Genomic DNA, 21,383 nt, shown 5'->3' on the forward strand with positions numbered 1-21,383 from the left:
AGCTCGTGATCCCCGGTGGTGGCCAGCCCGACATGCAGCAGCTGCTTCAGCAGGCCCAGAAGATGCAGCAGGACCTCGCCGCGGCGCAGGAGGAACTGGCCAGGACCCCTGTCGAAGGCTCGGCCGGCGGCGGCCTGGTGAAGGCGACCGTGACCGGCGCCGGTGAGCTTCAGGGCCTGGTCATCGATCCGAAGGCGGTGGACCCGGAGGACACCGAGACCCTCGCGGACCTCGTCGTCGCGGCCGTGCGCGATGCGAACAACGCCGCGCAGCAGCTCCAGCAGCAGAAGCTCGGCCCGCTCGCCCAGGGTCTCGGCGGCATGCCGGGCCTTCCGTTCTGAGACCGGCCTTACGTTCCGAGAGCGGCCGGCCGTTCCGAGAGCGGCCAGAAAGCGGTGTCACCCGGTCTGCCCAGAGTCTGACCCGGGCCTTATACCGAAGTCTGTAAGAGAAGTCTGTAAGAAGAGAAGCCACCGCGCATCAGCGCGAGATTGGAAGCGGCGTGTACGAAGGCGTGGTCCAGGACCTCATCGACGAATTGGGCAGGCTGCCCGGCGTCGGTCCCAAGAGCGCGCAGCGCATCGCCTTCCACATCCTCCAGGCCGAGCCCGCCGACGTCCGCCGCCTCGCGCATGCGCTGACCGAGGTCAAGGACAAGGTGCGGTTCTGCGCGGTGTGCGGGAACGTCGCCGAGGCCGAGCAGTGCCGGGTGTGCCAGGACCCGCGCCGCGACCAGGCCGTCATCTGTGTGGTCGAGGAGCCCAAGGACGTCGTGGCGATCGAGCGCACCCGCGAGTTCCGCGGCCGCTACCACGTGCTCGGCGGCGCGATCAGCCCGATCGAGGGCGTGGGCCCGGACGATCTGCGGATCCGGGAGCTGCTGGCACGGCTCGCGGACGGTACGGTCACGGAGCTGATCCTGGCCACCGATCCGAACCTGGAGGGCGAGGCCACCGCCACCTACCTGGCGCGCATGGTCAAGCCCATGGGTTTGAAGGTGACCCGGCTGGCTAGCGGTCTCCCAGTCGGGGGAGACCTGGAGTACGCCGACGAGGTCACGCTGGGGCGTGCCTTCGAAGGGAGAAGACTTCTCGATGTCTGACGCAACGCTGCACGCCGCCCACCCGGATCCGGACGACTTCGCGGTCCAGATCTCCGATCAGATCGAGAGTTTCATCGTCGCGGTCACCGAGGTGGCGAAGGGCGACGAGCCGGACAGCGCTGTGCCGTTCCTCCTGCTCGAGGTGTCCCAGCTGCTGCTCGCGGGCGGCCGGCTGGGTGCGCACGAGGACTTCGTCCCCGACGAGCGGTACGAGCCGGACGTCGGCCCCGAGCCGGACGTCGACGACCTGCGCGAGCGCTTCGCCCGGCTGCTCGACCCGGTGGACGTCTACTCCGAGGTCTTCGACCCGTATGTGCCGCGCAGCCAGCCCGTCGCCTGCCGGATCTCCGACGACCTGGCCGACATCCTCACCGACCTGCGCCACGGCATGGCCCATTACCGCGACGGCCGGATCAGCGAGGCGCTGTGGTGGTGGCAGTTCTCGTACCTGTCCAACTGGGGCACGACCGCCTCCGCCGCCCTGCGTGCGTTGCAGTCGCTGGTCGCCCACGTACGCCTGGACAGCCCGCTGGACGAGCTGGACGGCCTGGACACCGACAGCAATGCGGGCGGCGACGAGGAGCTCGCGGAGGAGGCGGGACGGGTGATGGCGGCGGAGATCGCGGCCCCGCTCGGCATCCGGCCCGTACGGCCCTGAGGTCGTGAGGACCCTGAGGTCGTGAGGGCCCTGAGGTCCGTACGGGCCTGAGTCCGTACGGACCCCGAAGGTGTGACCTGGGTTACCTTTCCGTGTGCTTTGGAGCGCAGCGGGCAGGGTTGGTCGCTGAGCGGGTGGGTGGTGCGACCCGGACGTCTGATCACAACGTGAGGCATGTGTCTCGCAATGTGATATTCGCGGGGTAATTTCCGGCCACTCGTTAGACTGAGCCGACCGCATTACTGAGAGCCAGGGAGCGCACGTGGGCCTTGTCGTGCAGAAGTACGGAGGCTCTTCCGTTGCCGATGCCGAGGGCATCAAGCGGGTCGCCAAGCGAATCGTCGAAGCCAAGAAGAACGGCCACCAGGTGGTCGTCGTGGTTTCCGCGATGGGCGACACGACGGACGAGCTGATCGACCTCGCCGAGCAGGTGTCCCCGATTCCGTCGGGGCGTGAGTTCGACATGCTGCTGACCGCGGGAGAGCGGATCTCCATGGCCCTGCTGGCGATGGCGATCAAAAACCTCGGCCACGAGGCGCAGTCGTTCACCGGCAGCCAGGCCGGTGTCATCACCGACTCGGTCCACAACAAGGCGCGGATCATCGACGTCACGCCCGGCCGCATCCGGGAGTCGATCGACGCGGGCAACATCGGGATCGTCGCGGGCTTCCAGGGTGTGTCCCAGGACAAGAAGGACATCACCACCCTGGGCCGTGGCGGCTCGGACACCACCGCCGTCGCCCTCGCGGCCGCCCTCGATGCCGAGGTCTGCGAGATCTACACGGATGTCGACGGTGTGTTCACCGCCGACCCGCGGGTCGTGAAGAAGGCCCGCAAGATTGACTGGATCTCGTTCGAGGACATGCTGGAACTGGCCAGTTCCGGCTCCAAGGTGCTGCTCCACCGCTGTGTGGAGTACGCACGCCGTTACAACATCCCGATCCACGTCCGCTCGTCCTTCTCCGGACTCAAGGGCACGTGGGTCAGCAACGAGCCGCAAGGGGAGCAGCCGATGGAGCAGGCGATCATCTCGGGTGTTGCCCACGACACCTCCGAGGCCAAGATCACGGTCGTCGGGGTGCCGGACAAGCCGGGTGAGGCCGCGGCCATCTTCCGTACGATCTCGGATGCCGAGCTGAACATCGACATGGTGGTGCAGAACGTCTCCGCCGCGTCGACCGGCCTGACCGACATCTCCTTCACCCTCCCGAAGACCGACGGCCACAGGGCCATGGAGGCGCTGACCAAGGCGCAGCCGACGATCGGCTTCGACTCGCTGCGCTACGACGACCAGATCGCCAAGATCTCGCTGGTCGGCGCCGGTATGCGGACGAACCCGGGCGTCACCGCGACCTTCTTCGAGGCGCTGTCCAACGCCGGGGTCAACATCGAGTTGATCTCGACCTCCGAGATCCGCATCTCGGTCGTCACCCGCGCCGACGACGTGAAGGAAGCGGTCCGGGCCGTACACAGCGCCTTCGGGCTGGACAGCGACAGCGTGGAAGCCGTCGTCTACGGAGGGACCGGCCGATGACAGGCAGTGGCGGTGCCGGTGGCCGGAAGCCGACGCTCGCCGTCGTCGGCGCGACTGGAGCCGTCGGCACCGTCATGCTCTCCATCCTGTCCGAGCGGGCGGACATCTGGGGCGAGATCCGGCTGATCGCCTCGCCGCGCTCGGCCGGCCGGAAGCTGTCCGTACGGGGCGAGCAGGTCGAGGTCATCGCGCTGAGCGAGGAGGCCTTCGACGGCGTCGACATCGCGATGTTCGACGTGCCGGACGAGGTCTCCGCGCAGTGGGCGCCGATCGCGGTCGGCAAGGGCGCGGTCGTCGTCGACAACTCCGGAGCCTTCCGGATGGACCCCGACGTGCCGCTGGTGGTCCCCGAGGTGAACGCGCACGCGGCCCGCCTCCGCCCGCGCGGCATCATCTCCAACCCCAACTGCACCACCCTCTCGATGATCGTCGCGATGGGCGCGCTGCACGCCGAGTTCGGGCTCCAGGAGCTGATCGTCTCCTCGTACCAGGCGGTCTCCGGGGCGGGCAAGGAGGGCATCGACACCCTCCGCGAGCAGCTCACCCTCGTCGCCGGTACGGAGCTGGGCACCCAGCCGGGCGACGTACGGCGGGCGATCGGCGACACCGGGCCGTTCCCCGGGCCGATGGCGCTCAACGTGGTGCCGTTCGCGGGCTCGCTCAAGGAGGGCGGCTGGTCCTCGGAGGAGCTCAAGGTGCGCAACGAGTCCCGGAAGATCCTGGCGCTGCCGGACCTGCGAGTCACCGCGACCTGCGTCCGCGTGCCCGTGATCACCACCCACTCGCTGGCCGTGCACGCGCGGTTCGAGAACGAGGTGACCGTGGCCCAGGCGCACGAGATTCTCGCGGCCGCGCCCGGCGTGGTGCTCTGCGACGACCCGGCGGAGGGGGAGTTCCCCACCCCGGCCGATGTCGTGGGCACCGACCCGACCTGGGTGGGCCGGGTCCGGCGCTCGCTCGACGACCCCAAGGCGCTCGAGCTGTTCGTGTGCGGCGACAACCTTCGCAAGGGCGCGGCGCTCAACACCGCGCAGATCGCGGAGGTCGTCGCGGCGGAGCTGACGGCCTGACGGCCAGGCGCTTTGACGGCCTGACCCTTTGACGGCCCGACGGCCCGACGGCCCGACGGCCCCAAGGCCTTGACGGCCTGATGGTCTGACGGCCGCATGCCCCGCCGCGCAACGCCCGCGTGACCCGCTCCACAGTCGCGGCCCGGCTGCCGCGTACAGTGGTGGCCTTCCAGCCCTGGGCCCCGAAACTGTGAGGTTTCTGTGACCCGAACAATGGCCTGGACCACTTGAACGGGGCTCAAACTGGGGCAAAGATCTACGGATAAGATTCCCTCCCCGCCCGCTGCAACCGACAGCGGGCGGGGAGCGTCTTTCCAGCCGCCCCGCAGTGGGCGTTGAGTAAACCGGGGCATCGGGGACGGGTTGGTGTACATGGGGGCATTCGTTGCATCGTCAAAAGCGGTGCCTCTCGCGTACAACCCTGACAGGGGGCAGCGTGTCCAACTGGCGTGGCAACAGAGGCATTCGGCATCGCAACGGTTCCTGGGCGCGGCGGCACGGCAGTGCGGCCCCCGCGTCCCCGCATCCCTGGCGGCATGCCGGTGATCGCGCCATGGTCGACCACTCGCCCCGCGCCGCAGATCTCGACAGGGCGCGAGGACGCTGACGACACGATGGCAGCGGGCACCACAGTCGATCACCTCACCGAGACCTACCGCGCGCACTACCGGTCGCTGCTCGGTCTCGCCGCGCTGCTCCTCGACGACACCGCGTCCTGCGAGGACGTCGTGCAGGAGGCGTTCATCCGCGTGCACTCCGCGCGGCGCCGGGTCCGTGACCCGGAGAAGACGCTCGCCTATCTGCGGCAGACGGTCGTCAACCTCTCGCGCTCGGCGCTGCGCCGCCGCATCCTCGGGCTGAAGCTGCTCTCCAAGCCGATGCCCGACATGGCCAGCGCCGAAGAGGGGGCATACGAGCAGCTCGAGCGCGACCAGTTGATCAAGGCAATGAGAGGACTGCAGCGCCGCCAGCGCGAGGTCCTCGTGCTGCGCTACTTCGCGGACATGACCGAGGCCCAGGTCGCCGAGACGCTCGGCATATCGCTCGGCTCGGTCAAGGCGTACGGATCGCGTGGCATCGCGGCGCTTCGCGTCGCAATGGAGGCTCCGGCATGAACGACGACACATTCGAGCCGGCCTCGGGAAACCCCGGCCGGCGGGACGGCCACGAGCCGGACGGTCGTGACCGTACGGACGACGACAACCGTACGGACGACAGGAACAACCCGGACGTCATGAACGAGGACGCCCTGCGCAGCCTCCTGCACAGCGCCGTCGACGAGCTGGAGCCGTCTCCCGACTCCCTGGAGCACCTGCGCCGCGCCGTGCCCGCCCGTCGTACGCGCCGCCGCCAGGCGCTGGTCGGCGCCGCGGCGGCGGTGGTGCTCGGCGGGGCCGCGCTCCCCGCGCTGGTCCACGTCGCCACCACCAGCGGCTCGGACGACCGCCCGGCCATGGCCGGCAGCAGCCACCGCACGCCCGGCCCCGGCCAGGACAAGCACGGCGAGGGCAGCGGCGGGAAGGAGACCGGCCGGCCCTCCGACAACGGGAGCGGGGAGAAGCAGGACAAGGGCGAGGACGGGAAGAAGGACCGCCCGTCCAGGAAGCCGGAGGGCGACTCGGGCGGCGTGGCCCCCGACCCCTCCAGCACGTTGAACGCCACCTCGCCCACCTGCGCCCGCCCCCAGCTCGGCAACGCCTCCGGGTCGGCCGGGGTGGCCGACGCCGAGGGGCGGATCTACGGCTCGTTCCGGGTCGTGAACATCTCCGGCACCCCGTGCACGGTCGTGGGCGGCGGCGTCATCAGCCCGAGCGCGCAGGGCGGCGCGGACGCCTCCCGGATCTTCGTCGTGGACCACACCTCCGGCGACGCGGCCGGCGGGCTGCCCGACCCGTCCACCGCGCCGGGCCAGCTCATCCTGAAGCCCGGCCAGGCGTACGAGGTGCAGTTCGCCTGGATCCCGCAGTCGGGCGGCGGCACCTCCGGCTGCTCCAACACCAGCACCACGCCGACCCCCGACCCCACGCCGGACTCGGCCGACTCGGCGGACGGCGGGCCCTCGGACGGTCCGGGCGACGGCTCGGGCAACGGCGGCGGCGGTGACGGCGGCGAGCAGCCGGCGGGGAGCGTCCTGCTCGGCTACACGCCCGAGGCCGGTGACCCGGCCGCGACGAGCGTGACGCTCAGCGGCGCGTGCGCGGGGACGATCTACCGCACCGGGTTGCTGGCGGGCACGTAGGGGCAGCCCTGGCCGGGGCACCTCCCAGCGGTGGCTGGGAGGGGGTTGGGAGGGGCACCTCCCAACCTGTAGCCGGAGGCGAACCGAGCCCCGAAGTACGGCGCGCGGCGCCGGGCCCGTACGGTGGTGGTGTGTATCGGTTTCTGCTGACACCCCGCTGGTGGGTGATCAACATCTTCACCGTGCTGGCCATCCCGGTCTGTCTGTTCATGGGCAGCTGGCAGCTCAGCCGCTTCGAAGCGCGCGTCGAGACCCACAACAAGCAGCAGGACGAGTCCTCCGACACCAAAGACACCGCAGAGCCGCTGCGCGAGCTGCTGCCGGTCACCGACCGGACCGCGGAGCGGTCGGCCACCGCGACCGGGCGCTATGACACGGCGCACCAACTGCTCGTCCCGGACCGGCGGCTGGACGACCGCGACGGCTTCTATGTGCTCACGCTGCTGCGTACGGACGGCGGCAAGGCGCTGCCCGTCGTACGGGGCTGGCTCCCCGGCGACGCCGACGACAAGGCCGACGTCGCCAAGGTGCCCGCGCCCCCGGCCGGCGAGGTGACCGTGACCGGGGCGCTCCAGGGGTCCGAGCACTCGGGCACCAGCGGGGTGCGGGCGAGCGGCGGGCTGCCGCGCGGCCAGCTGGGCATGATCAGCGCCGCCTCGCTGGTGAACCTCGTGCCGTACGGGGTGTACGACGCGTGGATCACCTCCGCGACCGCCCCCGGGGCCCTGGAGCCGGTGCCCCCGGCCGTGGCGGAGGGCACCGGGCTCGATCTCAAGGCGTTCCAGAACCTCGGCTACACCGGCGAGTGGTTCGTCTTCGCGGGCTTCGTCGTGTTCATGTGGTTCCGGCTGTTCCGCCGTGAGGCGGAGACGGCGCGCGACCTGGCGCTCGGGATCATTCCGCCGGAGACCCCGGCTGCTCCGGCCGGCTCTGCTGCCCTGGCTACCCCTACCGCCCCGGCTGCCCCTGGAGATCACGCTGCGGATGAGGCCGCAGATGACGCTGAGCGAACTCGATCTCCAAGCGCAACTGCTTGATCCGCTCCTCGACCACCAGCGAGCCGTGCCCCGCGTCGTACCGGTACACCTCGTGCGGGGCGCCGCGCCGCGCCAGCCGCTCCACATAGTTCTCGATCTGCCGTATCGGGCAGCGCGGGTCGTTGACCCCCGCCGAGATGTAGACGGGCGCGCGCACCGCGTCCACGTACGTCAGCGGTGAGGAGGCCTCGAAGCGCTCGGGGACCTCTTCCGGCGTGCCGCCCAGCAGCGTGCGGTCCATCGCCTTCAGGGCCTCCATCTCGTCGTGGTACGCCGTGACGTAGTCCGCGACCGGCACCGCCGCGAGCCCCAGCGCCCACGCCTCGGGCTGGGTCCCGAGCCCCAGCAGCGTCAGATAGCCGCCCCATGAGCCGCCGGCCAGCACCAGCCGCTCGGGGTCGGCGAGCCCCGAGTCGACCGCCCACCGGCGCACGGCCGCGATGTCCTCCAGCTCGATCAGCCCGACGCGGTGCTTCAGCGCGTCCGTCCAGGCCCGTCCGTACCCGGTCGAGCCGCGGTAGTTGACCCGTACGACCGCGAAGCCGTGGTCCACCCAGGCCGCCGGGCCCGCCGCGAAGGCGTCGCTGTCGTGCCAGGTCGGCCCGCCGTGGATGTCGAAGACGGCCGGGAAGGGGCCCTCGCCCGCGGGCTTGTGCACCAGGGCGTGCACCTGCCCGCCGGGCCCGTCCACCCAGACGTCGGTGACCGGCACCGACCCGGGCGCCCGCGGCCCCGGCGGGTCGAGCACCACCCGCCCGCTCGTGGACCGCACCTGCGGCGGCTCGGCCGCCGAGGACCACAGGAACTCGACCGTGCCGTCCGGCCGCGCCGTCGCCCCCGAGATGGTGCCGGACGGGGTGTCGACGCGGGTCAGCTCGGCGGAGGCCAGGTCGTACCGCCACAGCTCGCTGCGCGCCTGGTAGCTGTGCTCGACCAGCAGCGCCGTCCCGTCCGGCACCCAGTCGGCGCCGACGTCCCCGGGCAGGTCGATGGCCAGCGCCGTCTCCACACCGGAGTCCGGGTCCCACAGCATGGGCTCCCAGCGGCCCCGCCGCTGGTGCCCGACCAGCAGCCGGTTGTCCCCGGCGACCGGCGCGAACCCCATGACGGACAGGCCCAGCTCCTCCGTGCCGCCCTTGGTGTCGTCCAGCTCCGCTACGGGTGTGCCGTCCAGCCGTACGACCCGGATCGCCGAGTGCATGGCGTCGCCGTGCTCGGTGTGCTCGATCGCGATCAGCGTCCCGTCGTACGACAGGTCACCCACCCCGGCCGACTCCCGGTGGCGGTAGATCTCCTGGGGCGCGGCCCCGGGGCGTACGACGTGGACGGTGGAGCCGTCCTCGTCCGTGGACCGCCCGACGACCGCGGTGCCGTCCCGGCCGAGCGCCAGGCCGGCCGGGTAGGAGGGGGCGAGACCGGGCGTCGCGGGCTTGTCCGGTGCGCCCTCCGCCGCTGTTGCCTGGTCCGGGGCGGCGTCCGGGGCGGCGTCAGGGACGAACGGCTGGCGCAACCACACCCCGAACTCGTCGCCGTCGGTGTCCGAGAACCACCAGATCCACTGGCCGTCCGGGGAGAGCACCCCGTCCGTCGTACCGTTCGGCCGGTCGGTCACCTGGCGCTGCGCTCCGGTCGCCCGGTCCCACGCGTACAGCTCGTACGTCCCCGTCGCGTTGGATACGAACAGTGCGCGGTCCGGTGCCTCCTCTGCCCAGTCGGGCAGCGATACGCGCGGGGCCCGGAAGCGTTTCTCCCAGTCGGGCAGGGTCTGTGCGTCATTCATCCCCCCATCAAACCCGATCGGACGGCCGCCGACCGCCGTGATCCTTGCTCCGGATGGACCTCGGCAAGCTGGGCACCGCGGTCACCGACTGGAAGAGCCTGGTGAGCGATCTCGAAAAGCTCGGTACGGATGCCGACCGGGGCTGGTGCGGAAGTCGGAGGCCGCGAAATGGGCCGGACTCAACGCCACGGTGACCCGGGACTTCGTCCGCAAGACGGCGAAGGAGTTCCGGGATCTGCAGAGACTCCCGGACTGGTGGTCAAGGATTCGGGCGACGGCTCGGTTCGGGTGTCCGAGGCGCTGTGCAATGTCGACGGCGACAGCCAGCGGACACAGGACCTGATCAGGTGGTACACGGAGGCCATCACGGGGCTGGTCACCCACGCCGCGGAGATCGACGCCGCCGTCGCCCGCGCCCTGCGCGCGAGCCACGGCCAGGACCTCCACGACGCGGGCCATGCCGTCTACACCTCGCTCGACGAGGACATGGCCCCGCGCGCGGTCGAGCTGGCCTCGCTGGGGGACAAGGCGAGCCCGGAGGAGCGCGCCCGGCTGCTACGGCTGTGGGAGTCCCTGAGCCCGCGGTCGCGCGCCGAGCTCTGGGCGGCCCACAAGGACGATCTGCTGGCGGCGGGGGTCCTGTCCCCGCGGATCAGGCAGATCTCCCCGGACGCGGGGTCGGGTCGGCACGGCGTCGAGTCCCCCGGCATCGGAGAGCGGGTCACCCGGGAGAAGGCCAGGGCGCTGGCGGAGGGTGCCTCGCTGGTGGGCCTGGACGACGCGGCACGGCATCTGACCCATTACCTGGATAATTCCGGCACGACGCTGGATTTGCCCGTCGACAAAATGATGAAAGGCGACGACGCGCTTCGCGGCATGGCCGTCGACGCCATCATGGACAACGAGGACATATGGCGCGAGAAAGCGCTGACGGAATTCAAGAAGAACGGCGGCAGGCCGGTCGCCATCCCGGTGGAGACGATGAACAGCGACTATCAGTTCAGCCGGTCGGGCAATGAGAACTGGTACCTTGCCGTCGGCTCGGTCAACACCAATATCAGCGGTGTGGTCACGGTGACGCCCGCGGCCGATGGAAAGCCCCAAGTGGGCCTCGACTACCAGCTCAATGTGTGGGACCGCTACAACTGGGATTCCGGAAAGGGAACCACGATAGCCGGAGTCACCTTCTCGGACGAGGATATGGGCCGACTGCACTCGACCGGGCTGGCCCAGGAATTCGATATGCGGGGAAGCAGCTCGGCCATGCACCGCCAGCTCCTGGAGGGCCCCGGAAGTCTCAAGCCGGACTCCCTGCCGGATGGGGGCCGGGACTCCGGCGGGCGTACGGACCCCGGCCGGGACGACCCGTACCGCTGAGCCGCCGCCCTGCCGCCCCGCCGGGCCCCTCGCGGGGCACCGGGCGGGGAGAGCGGATGACGGGCCGGGGCTACTTCAGCCTCACGGGCAGCGCCTCGACGCCGTACACGATGGACAGCTTCCGGAACTCGAGCTTCTCCGGCGCGACGGCCAGGCGCATCTCCGGGAACCGCCGCACCAGTGCGGGGTAGGCCGCGCGGAGCTCCATCTTGGCCAGCTCGGCGCCGATGCACCGGTGGATGCCATGGCCGAAGGCCAGGTGGGAGGAGGTCTGCCGGTGCGGATCGAACCGCTCCATGTCCGGGCCGAGCTTCTCGTCGCGATTCGCCCCGCTCAGCGAGCACAGCACCAGATCGCCGGCGGATATCGCCGTACCGGCAATCTCCATGTCCTCCTTGGCGAACCGGGGGAAGGCCACCTGGACGACCGTGAGGTAGCGCAGCAGCTCCTCGACGTACTGGTCGACCACCTCGTCGTTGTCGCGGATCTCCGCGAACCGCTCGGGGCTGCGGAGCAGCATCAGCGTGCCGAGCGCCAGCATGCTCGCGGTCGTCTCGAAGCCGCCGGTGAGCACCCCGTCGGCCAGCCCGGCCAGCTCCTGGTCGTCGATCTCGTCGCCGTGCTCCTTCACCAGCATCCCGAGCAGCCCGTCACCGGGCGACTCACGCTGCTTCCTGACGACGTCCAGCAGATACGAGAGTGAGTCGGATATCGCGCCGAGCGGGGCGTCGGCCGCGCCGAACAGGTCGAATCGCGCCATGCTCAGCTGCTGGAAGTCGGCGCGGTCCTCGTACGGCACGCCGAGCAGCTCGCAGATGACCAGGGAGGGGATCGGCAGGGCGAACGCCTCGACCAGGTCGACCTGGCCCTCGGCCGCGGCTATCGCGGCCATCTCGTCGAGTCGCTCCTCGACGATGGAGTGGATCCGCGGCGTGAGCCTGCTGAGCCGGCGCATGGTGAACTCCGGTGTCAGCAGGCGTCGCAGTCTCGTATGCGTCGGTGGATCGCTGAAGCCGAGGCCTCCTGGATTCTGCTGTGCGGCGATGCCGATGTTCTTCTCTGCGAGGTTGGTGAAATCGGAGCTGAATCCGTTCGTCCGGCCCAGCACGGCCTTGGTCTCGTCGTATCCGGTGACAAGCCAGCCTTTCACCCCGAAAGGCAGCGAAAGCTTGCTTATGGGTTCTTTTGCGCGAGTGCGGGACAATTCGGCCACGGGGTCAAGGCCGTCGCGTCGGAACGGGACCAGTGCGGCGTCCGGCAAAAACGACATCTTGGACAGATCGAAGCCGGTCTTCTGCATTCTCGAAAAGTACTTGCGACCAAGCCAGGTGATGATGTTTGAGCGGAGATTCGACATGGGCGCAATACTGCCTTGCTCCGCCCGGGTGTCCGTAATGCCTTCTGTGGTGTTGGTCGGTGGGATGCGCCACAGCGGGCGCGCCGGCGCGCGGCCCGGCGGGCGGTCGAGGTGGCGCGCCCCGGGCAAACAGGAGAAAGTGGGACTATCGGGCATCAAGTGCGGACGGTGAAGGCTGCGCGCACGCCGCAGGACGACAGCCCCGCGCAGGACGACAGCCTTGCGCAGGACGACGGCCCTGCGCATGCGGAGGGCACGCGGCGGCGGAATGAGGTGAGCGCGGTGGAGAGGCGGGACAGATTCCGCGCCGTCCAAGGCGCGCCGTGCTGGGTGAGCCTCATGGCGACCGACCTGGACCGCGCCCAGAACTTCTACGGTGACCTCTTCGGCTGGCACTTCCGCCCCAGCCGCCACGGCCACGGCCGCTACACCATCGCGTTCACCCAAGACGGCGCCCCCACCGTCGGCATGGGCGTCCCGGCCGCGACCGGCGTGGCCCTCCCCGTCACCTGGACCACCTACTTCGCGGCCGACAGCGCCGACGAGATCGCCTGGCGCGCGCGGGAGCGCGGCGGCACGGTCGCCGTCGGGCCGCTGGAGTTCGGCAGCGGCCGGGTGGCCTGGGCGGCCGACCCGGACGGCGCAGTCTTCGGCATCTGGGAAGGCGAGCTCACCTCGGCCTGGTGGGGCGAGCGCAGACTGGGCGCCCCGGTCTGGCTCGAGCTGCGCACCCGCGACGCCTTCGAGGCCGCGCTCTTCTACGGCCACGTCTTCAGCTGGGACGCCCAGGGCCAGGACCGCTGCGACGTCCGCTTCGAGCACGACCGCGTGGTCCTGCACATCGACGGCAAAGCCGTCGCAGGACTGCTCGGCGGCGCCCTGGAGGCCACCCCGGACCCCAATGTCCGCCCCCGCTGGCACGTCTACTTCTGCGTCGATGACGTCGACCGCGTCGCCACCCAGGCCACCACCCTCGGCGGCGGCATCATCTCCGCCCCCTCCGACACCCCGTACGGCCGCATCGCGGCCCTCCGCGACCCGGAGGGCGGACTCTTCAGCGTCGCGGCGGCGACGGGGGCGGCGACCACGCGGGCGACGAAAGCGTTGGGCGGCGAGGAATCGTCGGACGGCGGCGCGGGATCGCTGGATGAGGCGGGAACGCTGGACGACGCGGGAACGCTGGACGACGCGGGGTTCCGCGACGCCGGCCCCTGACCCCTGCCCCTGCCCCTGCCCCCTGCCTTGTTCGCAGCACCAGCACGCCGATTTGCGCCCTGCCGCGTCCATAGCTGACCGTTCTATGATCGCTACTCCGTGTGCGAGGGGGCGTGATATGGCGGCTGGCGGATCGGCATCGCGACGGGCGCAGGAGGCGCGGCGGCAGGAGCGGCTGCTGAGAGAGCAGTGGCGGGCGGCCCAGCACGAGGCGCGCCGCTGGGAAGCCGCGAGCGACGGCGAACGCAGGGTCGCGGCCCAGCTGTTGGTGCTGACCGAACGCGGGTGGCGGCTCCTGGTCGACCGCAGATGGCCGGGGACGCGAGCCGCCAACGTGGACATGCTGCTGATCGGGCCCGGCGGCGTCTTCGTCCTGGACGTGAAGAACTGGCGCTCCGCACCGGAGGTGTCGGAGGGAAGGCTCCGCGCCGGAGGCGAGTCGCGCGACGAGCACGCGGCCAAGCTTCTGGCGGTGGTGAAGGTCGTCGAAGGCGCGGTGGCGTCGCTGGGGATGTCTCCGGTGGCGGTCCAGCCTCTGATGGTCTTCGTGGGCCGGCGGGTCCACGCCGAGCTGGGCAGGATCCGTCTGCTGGGCGAGCACGAGGTCGGTCCGGCGCTGCTGTCGGAGCGCCGCAGGCTGGGCGCCGAATCCGTCCGGGCCATCGCCGACCACCTGGAGCGCGCCTTCCCCGAGTACGAGAGGTCGGCGGTGCCGGCGACGGCGCGGGAACGGCCAGAGCCCCGAGAACAGCCCCAACAAGAGCCTCAAGGAGAGCCGTCCGAGGGGCTGTTCGACATCGAGGGCCTGCGCGAGGCAGCTCTGGAAGAGGCGTTGAGGGCCCCGATCGAGCAGTGGATGACCTTCCTCGATCCCGACCAGGTCGCGCTGGTGCGCCGCAACTGGTCCGGCCCCGCGCGGATCAGCGGCCCGGCCGGCACCGGCAAGACCGTCGTCGGCCTGCACCGCGCGGCCCACCTGGCCCGGCGCACCAACGGCCGGATCCTGTACGTCACCTTTGCCAACAACCTCCCGCGGGTTCAGGCCACCTTCCTCAAGACCATGTCCCCAGCCGTCGCCGACCGGGTGGACTTTCGCAGCCTGCACTCCTGGGCGCAGGAGTTCCTACAGACCTGCGGCGTCCCGGTTCGGCTGCACGGAGACAAGGCGGAGACTGCCTTCAGCCTCGCGTGGACACACGTGGGGCGCACCAGCTGCCTGGCCGAAATCGACCCCGCACCCCGCTACTGGCGCGAGGAGATCGACCACGTCATCAAGGGCCGTGACATCACCGCCTTCGAGGAGTACGCCACGGTGCCCCGCCGACGCCGACGCGCGAGCTTACGGCGTACGCACCGGCAGGCCGTATGGGCGCTGTACGAGGAGTACGAGGGCATCCGCACCGAGCGTGGCGTACACGACTTCAACGACGTCCTCTCACTCGCACTGGCGGAAGCGGGCCGCCGGGCAGGCCGGCACCCCTACACAGCCGTGATCGTCGACGAGGTCCAGGACCTGACCCTGGTCGGAGTACGGCTCCTGCACACCCTCGTCGGCGACGCCCCCAACGGGCTGCTCCTGGTCGGCGACGGCCAACAAGCCGTCTACCCCGGCGGATTCCGCCTGTCCGACGCCGGTATCGACATCCGCGGCGATCGCGGACAGGTGCTGCGCACCAACTATCGCAACAGCAAGGAGATCCTCGACACGGCCCTCGCGGTCGTCGCCGAGGACGCCTTCGAGGACATCGACGGACTGCGTACCCCGGGCCGCCGGGACGTCGACCTGACGTACCACGACGGTCAGGTGACACGCGTCTCCGAACCCACCCGGACCGAGCACGACCAAGCCCTCCTGAAGGCCCTCCACGACCTGCCGCCCGAAGCACTCCCCGACACCGCGGTGCTGTGCCCCTCCATGCGAGCCATCGGCCACTACCAGCGACTCCTGACCCGGGCCGACATCCCCGTCTGCCTGCTCGAGCACTACGACGGCCGACCGGTCGACGCCGTCAAGCTCGGCAGCTACCGCCGGGCCAAGGGCTTGGAATTCAAGCGCGTGTACCTGCCCGAGCACGACGCCGCCTTGCCCCACGGCCCTGACACGACCGGTACGAAGACCTCCGACACCGAACGCGAGCGCGATGAACTGTCCCGCAGCCAGCTGTTCGTAGCCATGACACGGGCCCGTGATGTGTTGTGGCTGGGCAGCGTGAACCGGTAGCACGGCGCAGGGCCGGACGTCCGTGCTCCGAGGCTTCGACCACGGCCTTGACGGCGCGGACTAGAGGCGTCTGCGGAGGAGCGGGGGACCTGCCCCGGCTCGCCGTACTTCCAGACGTATTCCGGCCGGTCGCGCTCGAGGGTACCCATGATCGACAGGACGCCGACGGTCAGGCAGAGCCCGGCCAGGAGCAACGTCCAGCGGGAGGACTCCCGGAAGAAGTCGCCGTCGGCCTGGAAGAGGAGCAGTGGCACCACGAACACGCCCGCGAATCCGATCAGAGCAGCCAGCAGGACCATGCCGCCCAGCCGTGTGCGGGGGTCATCGAGGAGTCCCCACACCACGAAGGGCACTGCCAGCAAGGGCGGCAGGGCCCACAAGGCGACTTTCAGCGCCGACACCCTCCACACCCCTCCGCGGCTGCTGGCGATGGCTTCGAAGACGGTTCGCGCCTGCTCGCCCCGTACGCCCGTCGCGACCAAGTGTGCGGGCACCGGGTGGGGACCCCTCCCGATACCCGGGCCGTAGGCTCGCTCCCTGATTCGTGATTCCTGACTCCGGACAAGTTACGAAGGGCGGCATGCCATGTCGGATCCGACCACGGTGGGGCGCACACGACGTGCGGCCGGCCGCGTCCTGCTGGCCACGGTCACCGCGCTGGCCGTGGCGGGATGCGGCGATTCGGACGAGAACACCGGCAGCGCCAAGCCCTCGGCCTCCCATGCCTCGCGGAGCCCCTCTCCCGCCACGTCCAGCGCGTCCCCGGCAGTGACAGCGGCCGACGGGAGCAACCCCGAGGCGTGCACCGACGGGAACTGCGAGATAGCGGTGTCCAAGCCGGTGACGATCCGCTTCGAGCTCCCGGACGGTCCCGCGAAGCTGTCCCTGACGAAGGTCGGCAAGAACGAGGTCGGCTACAAGGTGACCTCGGGGAACAGCAAGACGAGCGGGGAGGCGAGCGGCGACGGCAGCGGCTGCGTCGCCGTCTTCCGCAGCGGCGGCGGCAGCAGCTCGTGCGGGGTGGCGGGAGCGCCGCCGGACAAGGTGGACGGAGCGGTCGTACTGCAGGTGGTGGCAGGGGCGGGCGGCACCGCGATCCTTCGACTCATCTCGGCCTGACCCCGCGGCCACGCCCTCCCCGGCCCAGGGGCCCCGGCCGGCTGCCCGGCCGGTGTCTCTCGGGCCTCACTCCCTGCGCATCCAGGAATACAGGAACCAGGGCCACAGGACCCAGCCGACGACCCCTGCCGCCAGCACGATGACCGCGATCTTCCATCCCCGTGACATTCCACTGCTCCCTCTGACGATCCGCTACTTCCCATTGGGGGATGGCCCGCTGTTCTCGGTGCCCGAGGCGCAGGAGGACGGCGGCGTGCAGTGGCAGGGCACTGACATCGCCGCCGGGCCGCATCCTGCCAGGTGTTCAGTGCGGCGCGGGCCCCATCGCGTCCCATCCGGAGGGCGGTTCGGGGGACTGGGGCGGGCGTTCACCACCGGGGCTGCCGTCCGGGTGCTGGTTAATCCAGGACAGGCCGCCCAGGTCGAGGTTGTGCCGGGCCTGGCGGTGGCGGCAGCAGAAGTGCTGACCGTGAAAATCCGTGGAATCACGTGCTCGGCCATGCCAGGCTGGGCGGCGTCCAAGGGGTGTAGCTCAGAGGCCAGAGCGCCGGTCTCCAAAACCGGATGTCGCAGGTTCGACTCCTGTCACCCCTGCCATAGCTGCATAGAACCGAGCGCGGTACGGGAAGGAACGCCGGGGACCTTGCGCAGGGTCTGTGCATCTGGCGCACGTGCGCAGCGGGTTCACTGCACATCCGCTCCGGTCGTGCGGGGGTTTGGTTACTTGTACGGGGGCGTGGGCCAGGGTGTTCCGTTCGTGGCAGCATCGAGAAGGTCGCCGAGGCGGAGCCAGGCCGTGGGCCCCGCGTAGCTGGCTGGGCTTGTCGCAAACCGTTGCCACGCCTCGGCGTTGTCGCCAAGGACGGTGCGTACGACCGAGGTGACCGCTGGGTGGGCTGCCTGGCCGCGGGGTCCTCTGGCTTTGAGGGCGGTCCAGGCGGGCAGGGCGCGGATCAGATCGGCGTCGGTGGTGAGCAGGCTCAGCACGGCGCTCACCCACGCCTCTCGGAGGTTCGGGCCACCGCCCAGGCGTCGGCGGAGGTTCTGAGTGAGGTCCAGCAGTGCGCCCTGCGGGTCTGAGTGGCGTTTCAGTACGTCGGCGAAGGACAGGTCGCGGCGGTAGGCACGGGAGGCGAAGGACAGCAGGGCCTTTTCCATGAGTGCGTCGTTGCCTTGGTGCCGTCGCACGTAGTCATCGAGGACGGCATCCGGGGCGCCCGCGAGGTCGCGCATGGTGACCTGATCCGGCTTGCCGAGGGACGCGGTGCGCGCCAAGCCAGGATTCGGGTGTGGTTCGGCGGTCATCCGCTCGATGGTGTCGAGGAGTTCACGCGCCTGCTGGACGTCCGAGTCCAGCCCGTACTTGCCGTAGTCCCGGCGCCCGGCCAGCTCTCGTCTCGCTTTCCGGCAGATCAGGTGTGCCTTCTCCTTCACGTCCGGGGTCACCACTGGCAGGTGCTGGAGCAGGTCGCGCACCCAGCGCAGATCCTCCGCCGAGCGAACCGGGGCCTCTGGGTCGGCTTCCCACAGTTCCAGAGCGACGGCCGCATGTTCGGCGAACTTCTGGGCCAGGGAGGCCAACTGGTCTTCTGAGGCTCGCCAAGGGTGAGGGCGCCCGTACTTCTGTGCCTGGTCGGGGTTGAGGATGTAGCGCCAGTTGCCGTCTGCTGCCCGCGCGGTGTGGGATATGGCAGCCCAGCAGCCGTAGCGCAGAGCGTACGTGTCATACGACAGGAGCCCGTCGATGTGTTTGCGCTGCTTGGGAAGGAGCTCCGCCAGGTCACTCGCGAAGTGCCCCCGTACCTCTTGCTCCGTTGCCCCGTCCCGGCGCATGCGGCACATCCGGGTGATGAGTACGGAGTGCGGGAAGGACGCGAGGTCGTCTTGGGCTATTTCCTCAAGGAGTTCTGGTTCGACGTCCCAGGGGATGCTGCCCAGCAGGTGCTCTCGGACGATGTGTCCGGCATCGTTGTCGTCAGACCAGTCGACGAGGAGCCGGTGGTGTTCGGGATGTGAGGCCACGACCTGCTTCCACATGGTGCGCCAGGCTCGCTCGGCGGCTCTCTGCCTCTCCAACCACGTCGAATTGTCCTCCTCGTCCTCCTGGTCGACAAAGGGGTGGGACGGCAGTAGGTCGACAGCCGCTGTGATGACGGTGCTGTGCAGTCGGTGCTGTCGCAGCACCAGTTGGGCATCCGTCGGACTGTCGAGGAGGTCGACCGTCATGGCCTGCTGGCGCGGCCCCCGTTCGTGCAGCGCCTCGGCGACGGCGTCAGCCAGGATGTCGCTTGCCTGCGCCGAGCCGAGGCGGCCGAGCTGGACGGCGGTGCAGCGCCTCAGCGACTCGTGCCGCAACTGCGGTGTGCAGGAGGGATGCGAGAGAGCCAGCAGTGCCAGATCCATGGACGGTCCGTATAGCGGATCTGACTGCGGCGGCTTCCGGGCCAGGTCGCTGTCGACCGCGGCTTCCAGCAGCCCCAACGGAGCAGAACTGTCGTAGGGGCCGCGTAACAGCGCTTCCAGCAACTCCCGTCGCTCCAGCCCCTCCTCCATCGACCGGGCTTGCTCGGCGGCCATCCGCGAGGGCGGGGCATCTGCGCCGCTGTCCGCGACGAGCGCGCACAGGAAGTTCAGGGGAAGACTGGGCGCGGCTCCACCGCTGTCCATGAGGCTCCGATCCGTGTTGGAGGACTTGCCGAGCGCTCGTCCGAGTCCCCGTCTGGGCGGCTGGCCGGCTCCTGGTCGAGACGAGGGCCACCCCGCGCTTCGGGGCGGAGAGCGTCTTCCCATGGTGGCGTAGGACACTGACAACAACGTCGTTTACGGTCGATGCCAGCCTTATCGGGAGCACTGCCCTCATGCGCCCTGCTGGTCTTCGGCTGCTCGCTCGTACCGCGGGACCTCAAGCCCGAGCCCAGGGACAGTGGCAGAACGGGAGATCCCAAGATGGCCCCGGAACGAGTCAGGGACCCGACCCGCTTTCGCGGATCAGGCCCCTGACCTGGTGTTTCTTCTGTCGGGGTGGCGGGATTTGAACCCACGACCTCTTCGTCCCGAACGAAGCGCGCTGCCAAGCTGCGCTACACCCCGAAGCAACGAGCTCTACTTTAGCGGACCTGTGGCCAGAGACGAAATCCGGTTTTCGAGGCCTCGCAGGTCGGGACGGGGTCGCTGGAGGGGGTCAGGGGCTGGGTGGGGTCAGGGTGAGGAGGGTGGCCTCGGGGGGGCAGGCGAAGCGGAGCGGGGTGTAGCGGTTGGTGCCGCAGCCGGCGGAGACGTGGAGGTAGGAGGTGTGGCCGGCGGCGTGGTGGGTGGAGAGGCCCTTGACGCGGCGGGCGTCCAGGTCGCAGTTGGTGACGAGGGCGCCGTAGAAGGGGATGCACAGCTGGCCGCCGTGGGTGTGGCCGGCGAGGATCAGGGGGTAGCGGTCGGCGGTGAAGGCGTCGAGGACGCGCAGGTAGGGGGCGTGGACGACGGCCAGGGAGAGGGCGGCGTCCGATTCGGGGCCGCCGGCCACCTCGCCGTAGCGGTCGCGCTTGATGTGCGGGTCGTCCAGGCCGGTCATGGCGATCTCCACGTCGTCCAGCTTCAGCCGGCCGCGGGTGTTCGACAGGTTGACCCAGCCGGCCGTGTCGAAGGCGTCGCGCAGCTCTTTCCAGGGGTTGTGGATCGCGCCGACGACGGGGGGATTGCCGTTCAGGCCGTGCTTGCCGCTGGCCTTCTCCAACAGGTAGCGGGCGGGGTTGCGCGGCTTGGGGCCGTAGTAGTCGTTCGAGCCGAAGACGTACGCACCGGGGAACTCCATGAGCGGGCCGAGCGCGTCCAGCGCCTCGGGTACGCCCTCGGGGTCGGAGAGGTTGTCACCCGTGTTGATGACGAGATCGGGGCGGAGCCCGGCGAGGGACTGGAGCCAGCGCTGCTTCTTGCGCTGGCCGCTGACCATGTGGATGTCGGAGACCTGGAGGACACGCAGGGGCCGCATGCCGCGTGGCAGCACGGGGACGGTCACCCGTCGGAGGCGGAAGGACCGGACCTCGAAGCCGGCGGCATAGGCGAGGCCGGCGGCGCCGACCGCCGTGATTCCCAGGGGTACTCCGTATCGCGCGCGCATGGTCACCATGGTCGCAGACGGTGGCCGGGCGAGAAATCTTCGGGTGATTCACGGCCAGGGCTGGCAGACTCGACGACATGACCACCACGCTCAAGTCCAGGCTGAAGGACGACCTCACCGCAGCGATCAAGACGCGTGACGAGCTGCGCTCCTCTACGCTCCGGCTGACTCTCACCGCGATCCAGAAGGAAGAGGTCGCGGGCGAGACCGCCCGGGAGCTGTCCGACGCCGAGGTGGAGAAGATCATCGCGCGCGAGTCCAAGAAGCGGCGCGAGGCGGCCGAGGCGTTCGCGCAGGGCGGGCGGGCCGAGCAGGCCGAGCGGGAGCGGGCCGAGGGCGAGGTGCTCGCCGAGTATCTGCCGAAGCAGCTCACGGACGAGGAGCTGGACGCGCTGGTGGCGGAGGCCGTGCGGGAGGCCGCGGCCGGCGGGGCGCAGGGGCCGCGGGCCATGGGTGCGGTGATGAAGATCGTGAACCCGAAGGTCGCGGGCCGGGCCGAGGGCGGCCGGGTGGCCGCCGCGGTCAAGCGGCGGCTTGCCGAGGGCTGAGACAAAGAGCTGAGA

At 70.1% G+C, this 21,383-nt stretch carries 17 protein-coding genes and 2 tRNA genes; 14 read left to right on the forward strand and 5 right to left on the reverse strand.

Annotation, left to right across the window (positions count from 1 at the left end; genetic code table 11):
- Positions 1 to 5 precede the first annotated feature (5 nt).
- From ACWY4P_RS27620 to ACWY4P_RS27655, 8 genes are all read left to right on the forward strand, one after another.
- Positions 6 to 341: a YbaB/EbfC family nucleoid-associated protein gene (locus tag ACWY4P_RS27620; RefSeq protein ID WP_456203036.1), complete on the forward strand. Its 336-nt coding sequence runs from the start codon at positions 6 to 8 to the stop codon at positions 339 to 341.
- A 161-nt stretch (positions 342 to 502) separates the two neighbouring features.
- Entirely contained in the window at positions 503 to 1,102 is a 600-nt protein-coding gene (gene recR, locus ACWY4P_RS27625; protein ID WP_456203037.1) for a recombination mediator RecR, read from the forward strand.
- Positions 1,095 to 1,760, forward strand: coding sequence for a DUF5063 domain-containing protein (locus ACWY4P_RS27630; RefSeq protein ID WP_456203038.1), 666 nt, complete (start codon positions 1,095 to 1,097; stop codon positions 1,758 to 1,760). The genes recR and ACWY4P_RS27630 overlap by 8 nt, the downstream gene beginning before the upstream one ends.
- A gap of 262 nt (positions 1,761 to 2,022) precedes the next feature.
- Positions 2,023 to 3,294, forward strand: coding sequence for an aspartate kinase (locus ACWY4P_RS27635; RefSeq protein WP_456203039.1), 1,272 nt, complete (start codon positions 2,023 to 2,025; stop codon positions 3,292 to 3,294).
- Complete coding sequence (locus ACWY4P_RS27640) at positions 3,291 to 4,364, forward strand: aspartate-semialdehyde dehydrogenase (protein WP_456203040.1); 1,074 nt, start codon at positions 3,291 to 3,293, stop codon at positions 4,362 to 4,364. The genes ACWY4P_RS27635 and ACWY4P_RS27640 overlap by 4 nt, the downstream gene beginning before the upstream one ends.
- Before the next feature lie 536 nt (positions 4,365 to 4,900).
- Positions 4,901 to 5,479 (forward strand): SigE family RNA polymerase sigma factor, encoded by a 579-nt coding sequence (locus ACWY4P_RS27645; RefSeq protein WP_456203041.1) that lies wholly within the window; start codon positions 4,901 to 4,903, stop codon positions 5,477 to 5,479.
- Positions 5,476 to 6,603, forward strand: coding sequence for a hypothetical protein (locus ACWY4P_RS27650; protein WP_456203042.1), 1,128 nt, complete (start codon positions 5,476 to 5,478; stop codon positions 6,601 to 6,603). Before ACWY4P_RS27645 ends, ACWY4P_RS27650 begins: the two co-directional genes overlap by 4 nt.
- Positions 6,604 to 6,734: 131 nt before the next feature.
- A complete protein-coding gene (locus ACWY4P_RS27655; RefSeq protein WP_456203043.1) occupies positions 6,735 to 7,640 on the forward strand; it encodes an SURF1 family protein in 906 nt (301 codons plus the stop codon).
- Here ACWY4P_RS27655 and ACWY4P_RS27660 read toward each other — a convergent pair.
- Positions 7,552 to 9,420, reverse strand: coding sequence for a prolyl oligopeptidase family serine peptidase (locus ACWY4P_RS27660; protein WP_456203044.1), 1,869 nt, complete (start codon positions 9,418 to 9,420; stop codon positions 7,552 to 7,554). The two genes, ACWY4P_RS27655 and ACWY4P_RS27660, sit on opposite strands and share 89 nt — an antisense overlap.
- Positions 9,421 to 9,675: 255 nt before the next feature.
- On the opposite strand from ACWY4P_RS27660, the gene ACWY4P_RS27665 reads away from it, so the two are divergent.
- The gene (locus ACWY4P_RS27665) at positions 9,676 to 10,797 is read left to right on the forward strand and encodes a hypothetical protein (RefSeq protein WP_456203045.1); all 1,122 of its coding nucleotides are present in this window, start codon (positions 9,676 to 9,678) and stop codon (positions 10,795 to 10,797) included.
- A 70-nt stretch (positions 10,798 to 10,867) separates the two neighbouring features.
- On the opposite strand, the gene ACWY4P_RS27670 is transcribed toward ACWY4P_RS27665, so the two are convergent.
- The gene (locus ACWY4P_RS27670) at positions 10,868 to 12,154 is read right to left on the reverse strand and encodes a cytochrome P450 (protein WP_456203046.1); all 1,287 of its coding nucleotides are present in this window, start codon (positions 12,152 to 12,154) and stop codon (positions 10,868 to 10,870) included.
- Between the two features lie 168 nt (positions 12,155 to 12,322).
- Between ACWY4P_RS27670 and ACWY4P_RS27675 the strand changes: the two genes are divergently transcribed.
- The 4 genes from ACWY4P_RS27675 (at position 12,323) to ACWY4P_RS27690 (ending at position 17,306) form a co-directional block, all read left to right on the forward strand.
- Positions 12,323 to 13,369, forward strand: coding sequence for a VOC family protein (locus ACWY4P_RS27675; RefSeq protein WP_456203047.1), 1,047 nt, complete (start codon positions 12,323 to 12,325; stop codon positions 13,367 to 13,369).
- A gap of 118 nt (positions 13,370 to 13,487) precedes the next feature.
- On the forward strand, positions 13,488 to 15,590 hold the full coding sequence (locus ACWY4P_RS27680) for a UvrD-helicase domain-containing protein (protein ID WP_456203048.1): 2,103 nt from the start codon (positions 13,488 to 13,490) through the stop codon (positions 15,588 to 15,590).
- A 585-nt stretch (positions 15,591 to 16,175) separates the two neighbouring features.
- On the forward strand, positions 16,176 to 16,709 hold the full coding sequence (locus ACWY4P_RS27685; protein WP_456203049.1) for a hypothetical protein: 534 nt from the start codon (positions 16,176 to 16,178) through the stop codon (positions 16,707 to 16,709).
- Between the two features lie 521 nt (positions 16,710 to 17,230).
- A tRNA-Trp gene (locus tag ACWY4P_RS27690) sits at positions 17,231 to 17,306 on the forward strand.
- Between the two features lie 123 nt (positions 17,307 to 17,429).
- Here the strand turns inward: ACWY4P_RS27690 and ACWY4P_RS27695 are convergent.
- From ACWY4P_RS27695 to ACWY4P_RS27705, 3 genes are all read right to left on the reverse strand, one after another.
- The gene (locus tag ACWY4P_RS27695) at positions 17,430 to 19,376 is read right to left on the reverse strand and encodes a hypothetical protein (protein ID WP_456203050.1); all 1,947 of its coding nucleotides are present in this window, start codon (positions 19,374 to 19,376) and stop codon (positions 17,430 to 17,432) included.
- A gap of 349 nt (positions 19,377 to 19,725) precedes the next feature.
- Positions 19,726 to 19,799: transfer RNA gene (locus ACWY4P_RS27700), tRNA-Pro, on the reverse strand.
- Positions 19,800 to 19,890: 91 nt separating this feature from the next.
- Positions 19,891 to 20,820, reverse strand: coding sequence for a metallophosphoesterase (locus ACWY4P_RS27705; RefSeq protein ID WP_456203051.1), 930 nt, complete (start codon positions 20,818 to 20,820; stop codon positions 19,891 to 19,893).
- Between the two features lie 77 nt (positions 20,821 to 20,897).
- Here ACWY4P_RS27705 and ACWY4P_RS27710 point away from each other — a divergent pair, with 77 nt between their 5' ends.
- Positions 20,898 to 21,368, forward strand: a complete 471-nt coding sequence (locus tag ACWY4P_RS27710) for a GatB/YqeY domain-containing protein (protein WP_456203052.1) — start codon at positions 20,898 to 20,900, stop codon at positions 21,366 to 21,368.
- Positions 21,369 to 21,383 lie beyond the last annotated feature (15 nt).

The sequence above is a fragment of the Streptomyces sp. LZ34 genome (genome assembly GCF_053890475.1).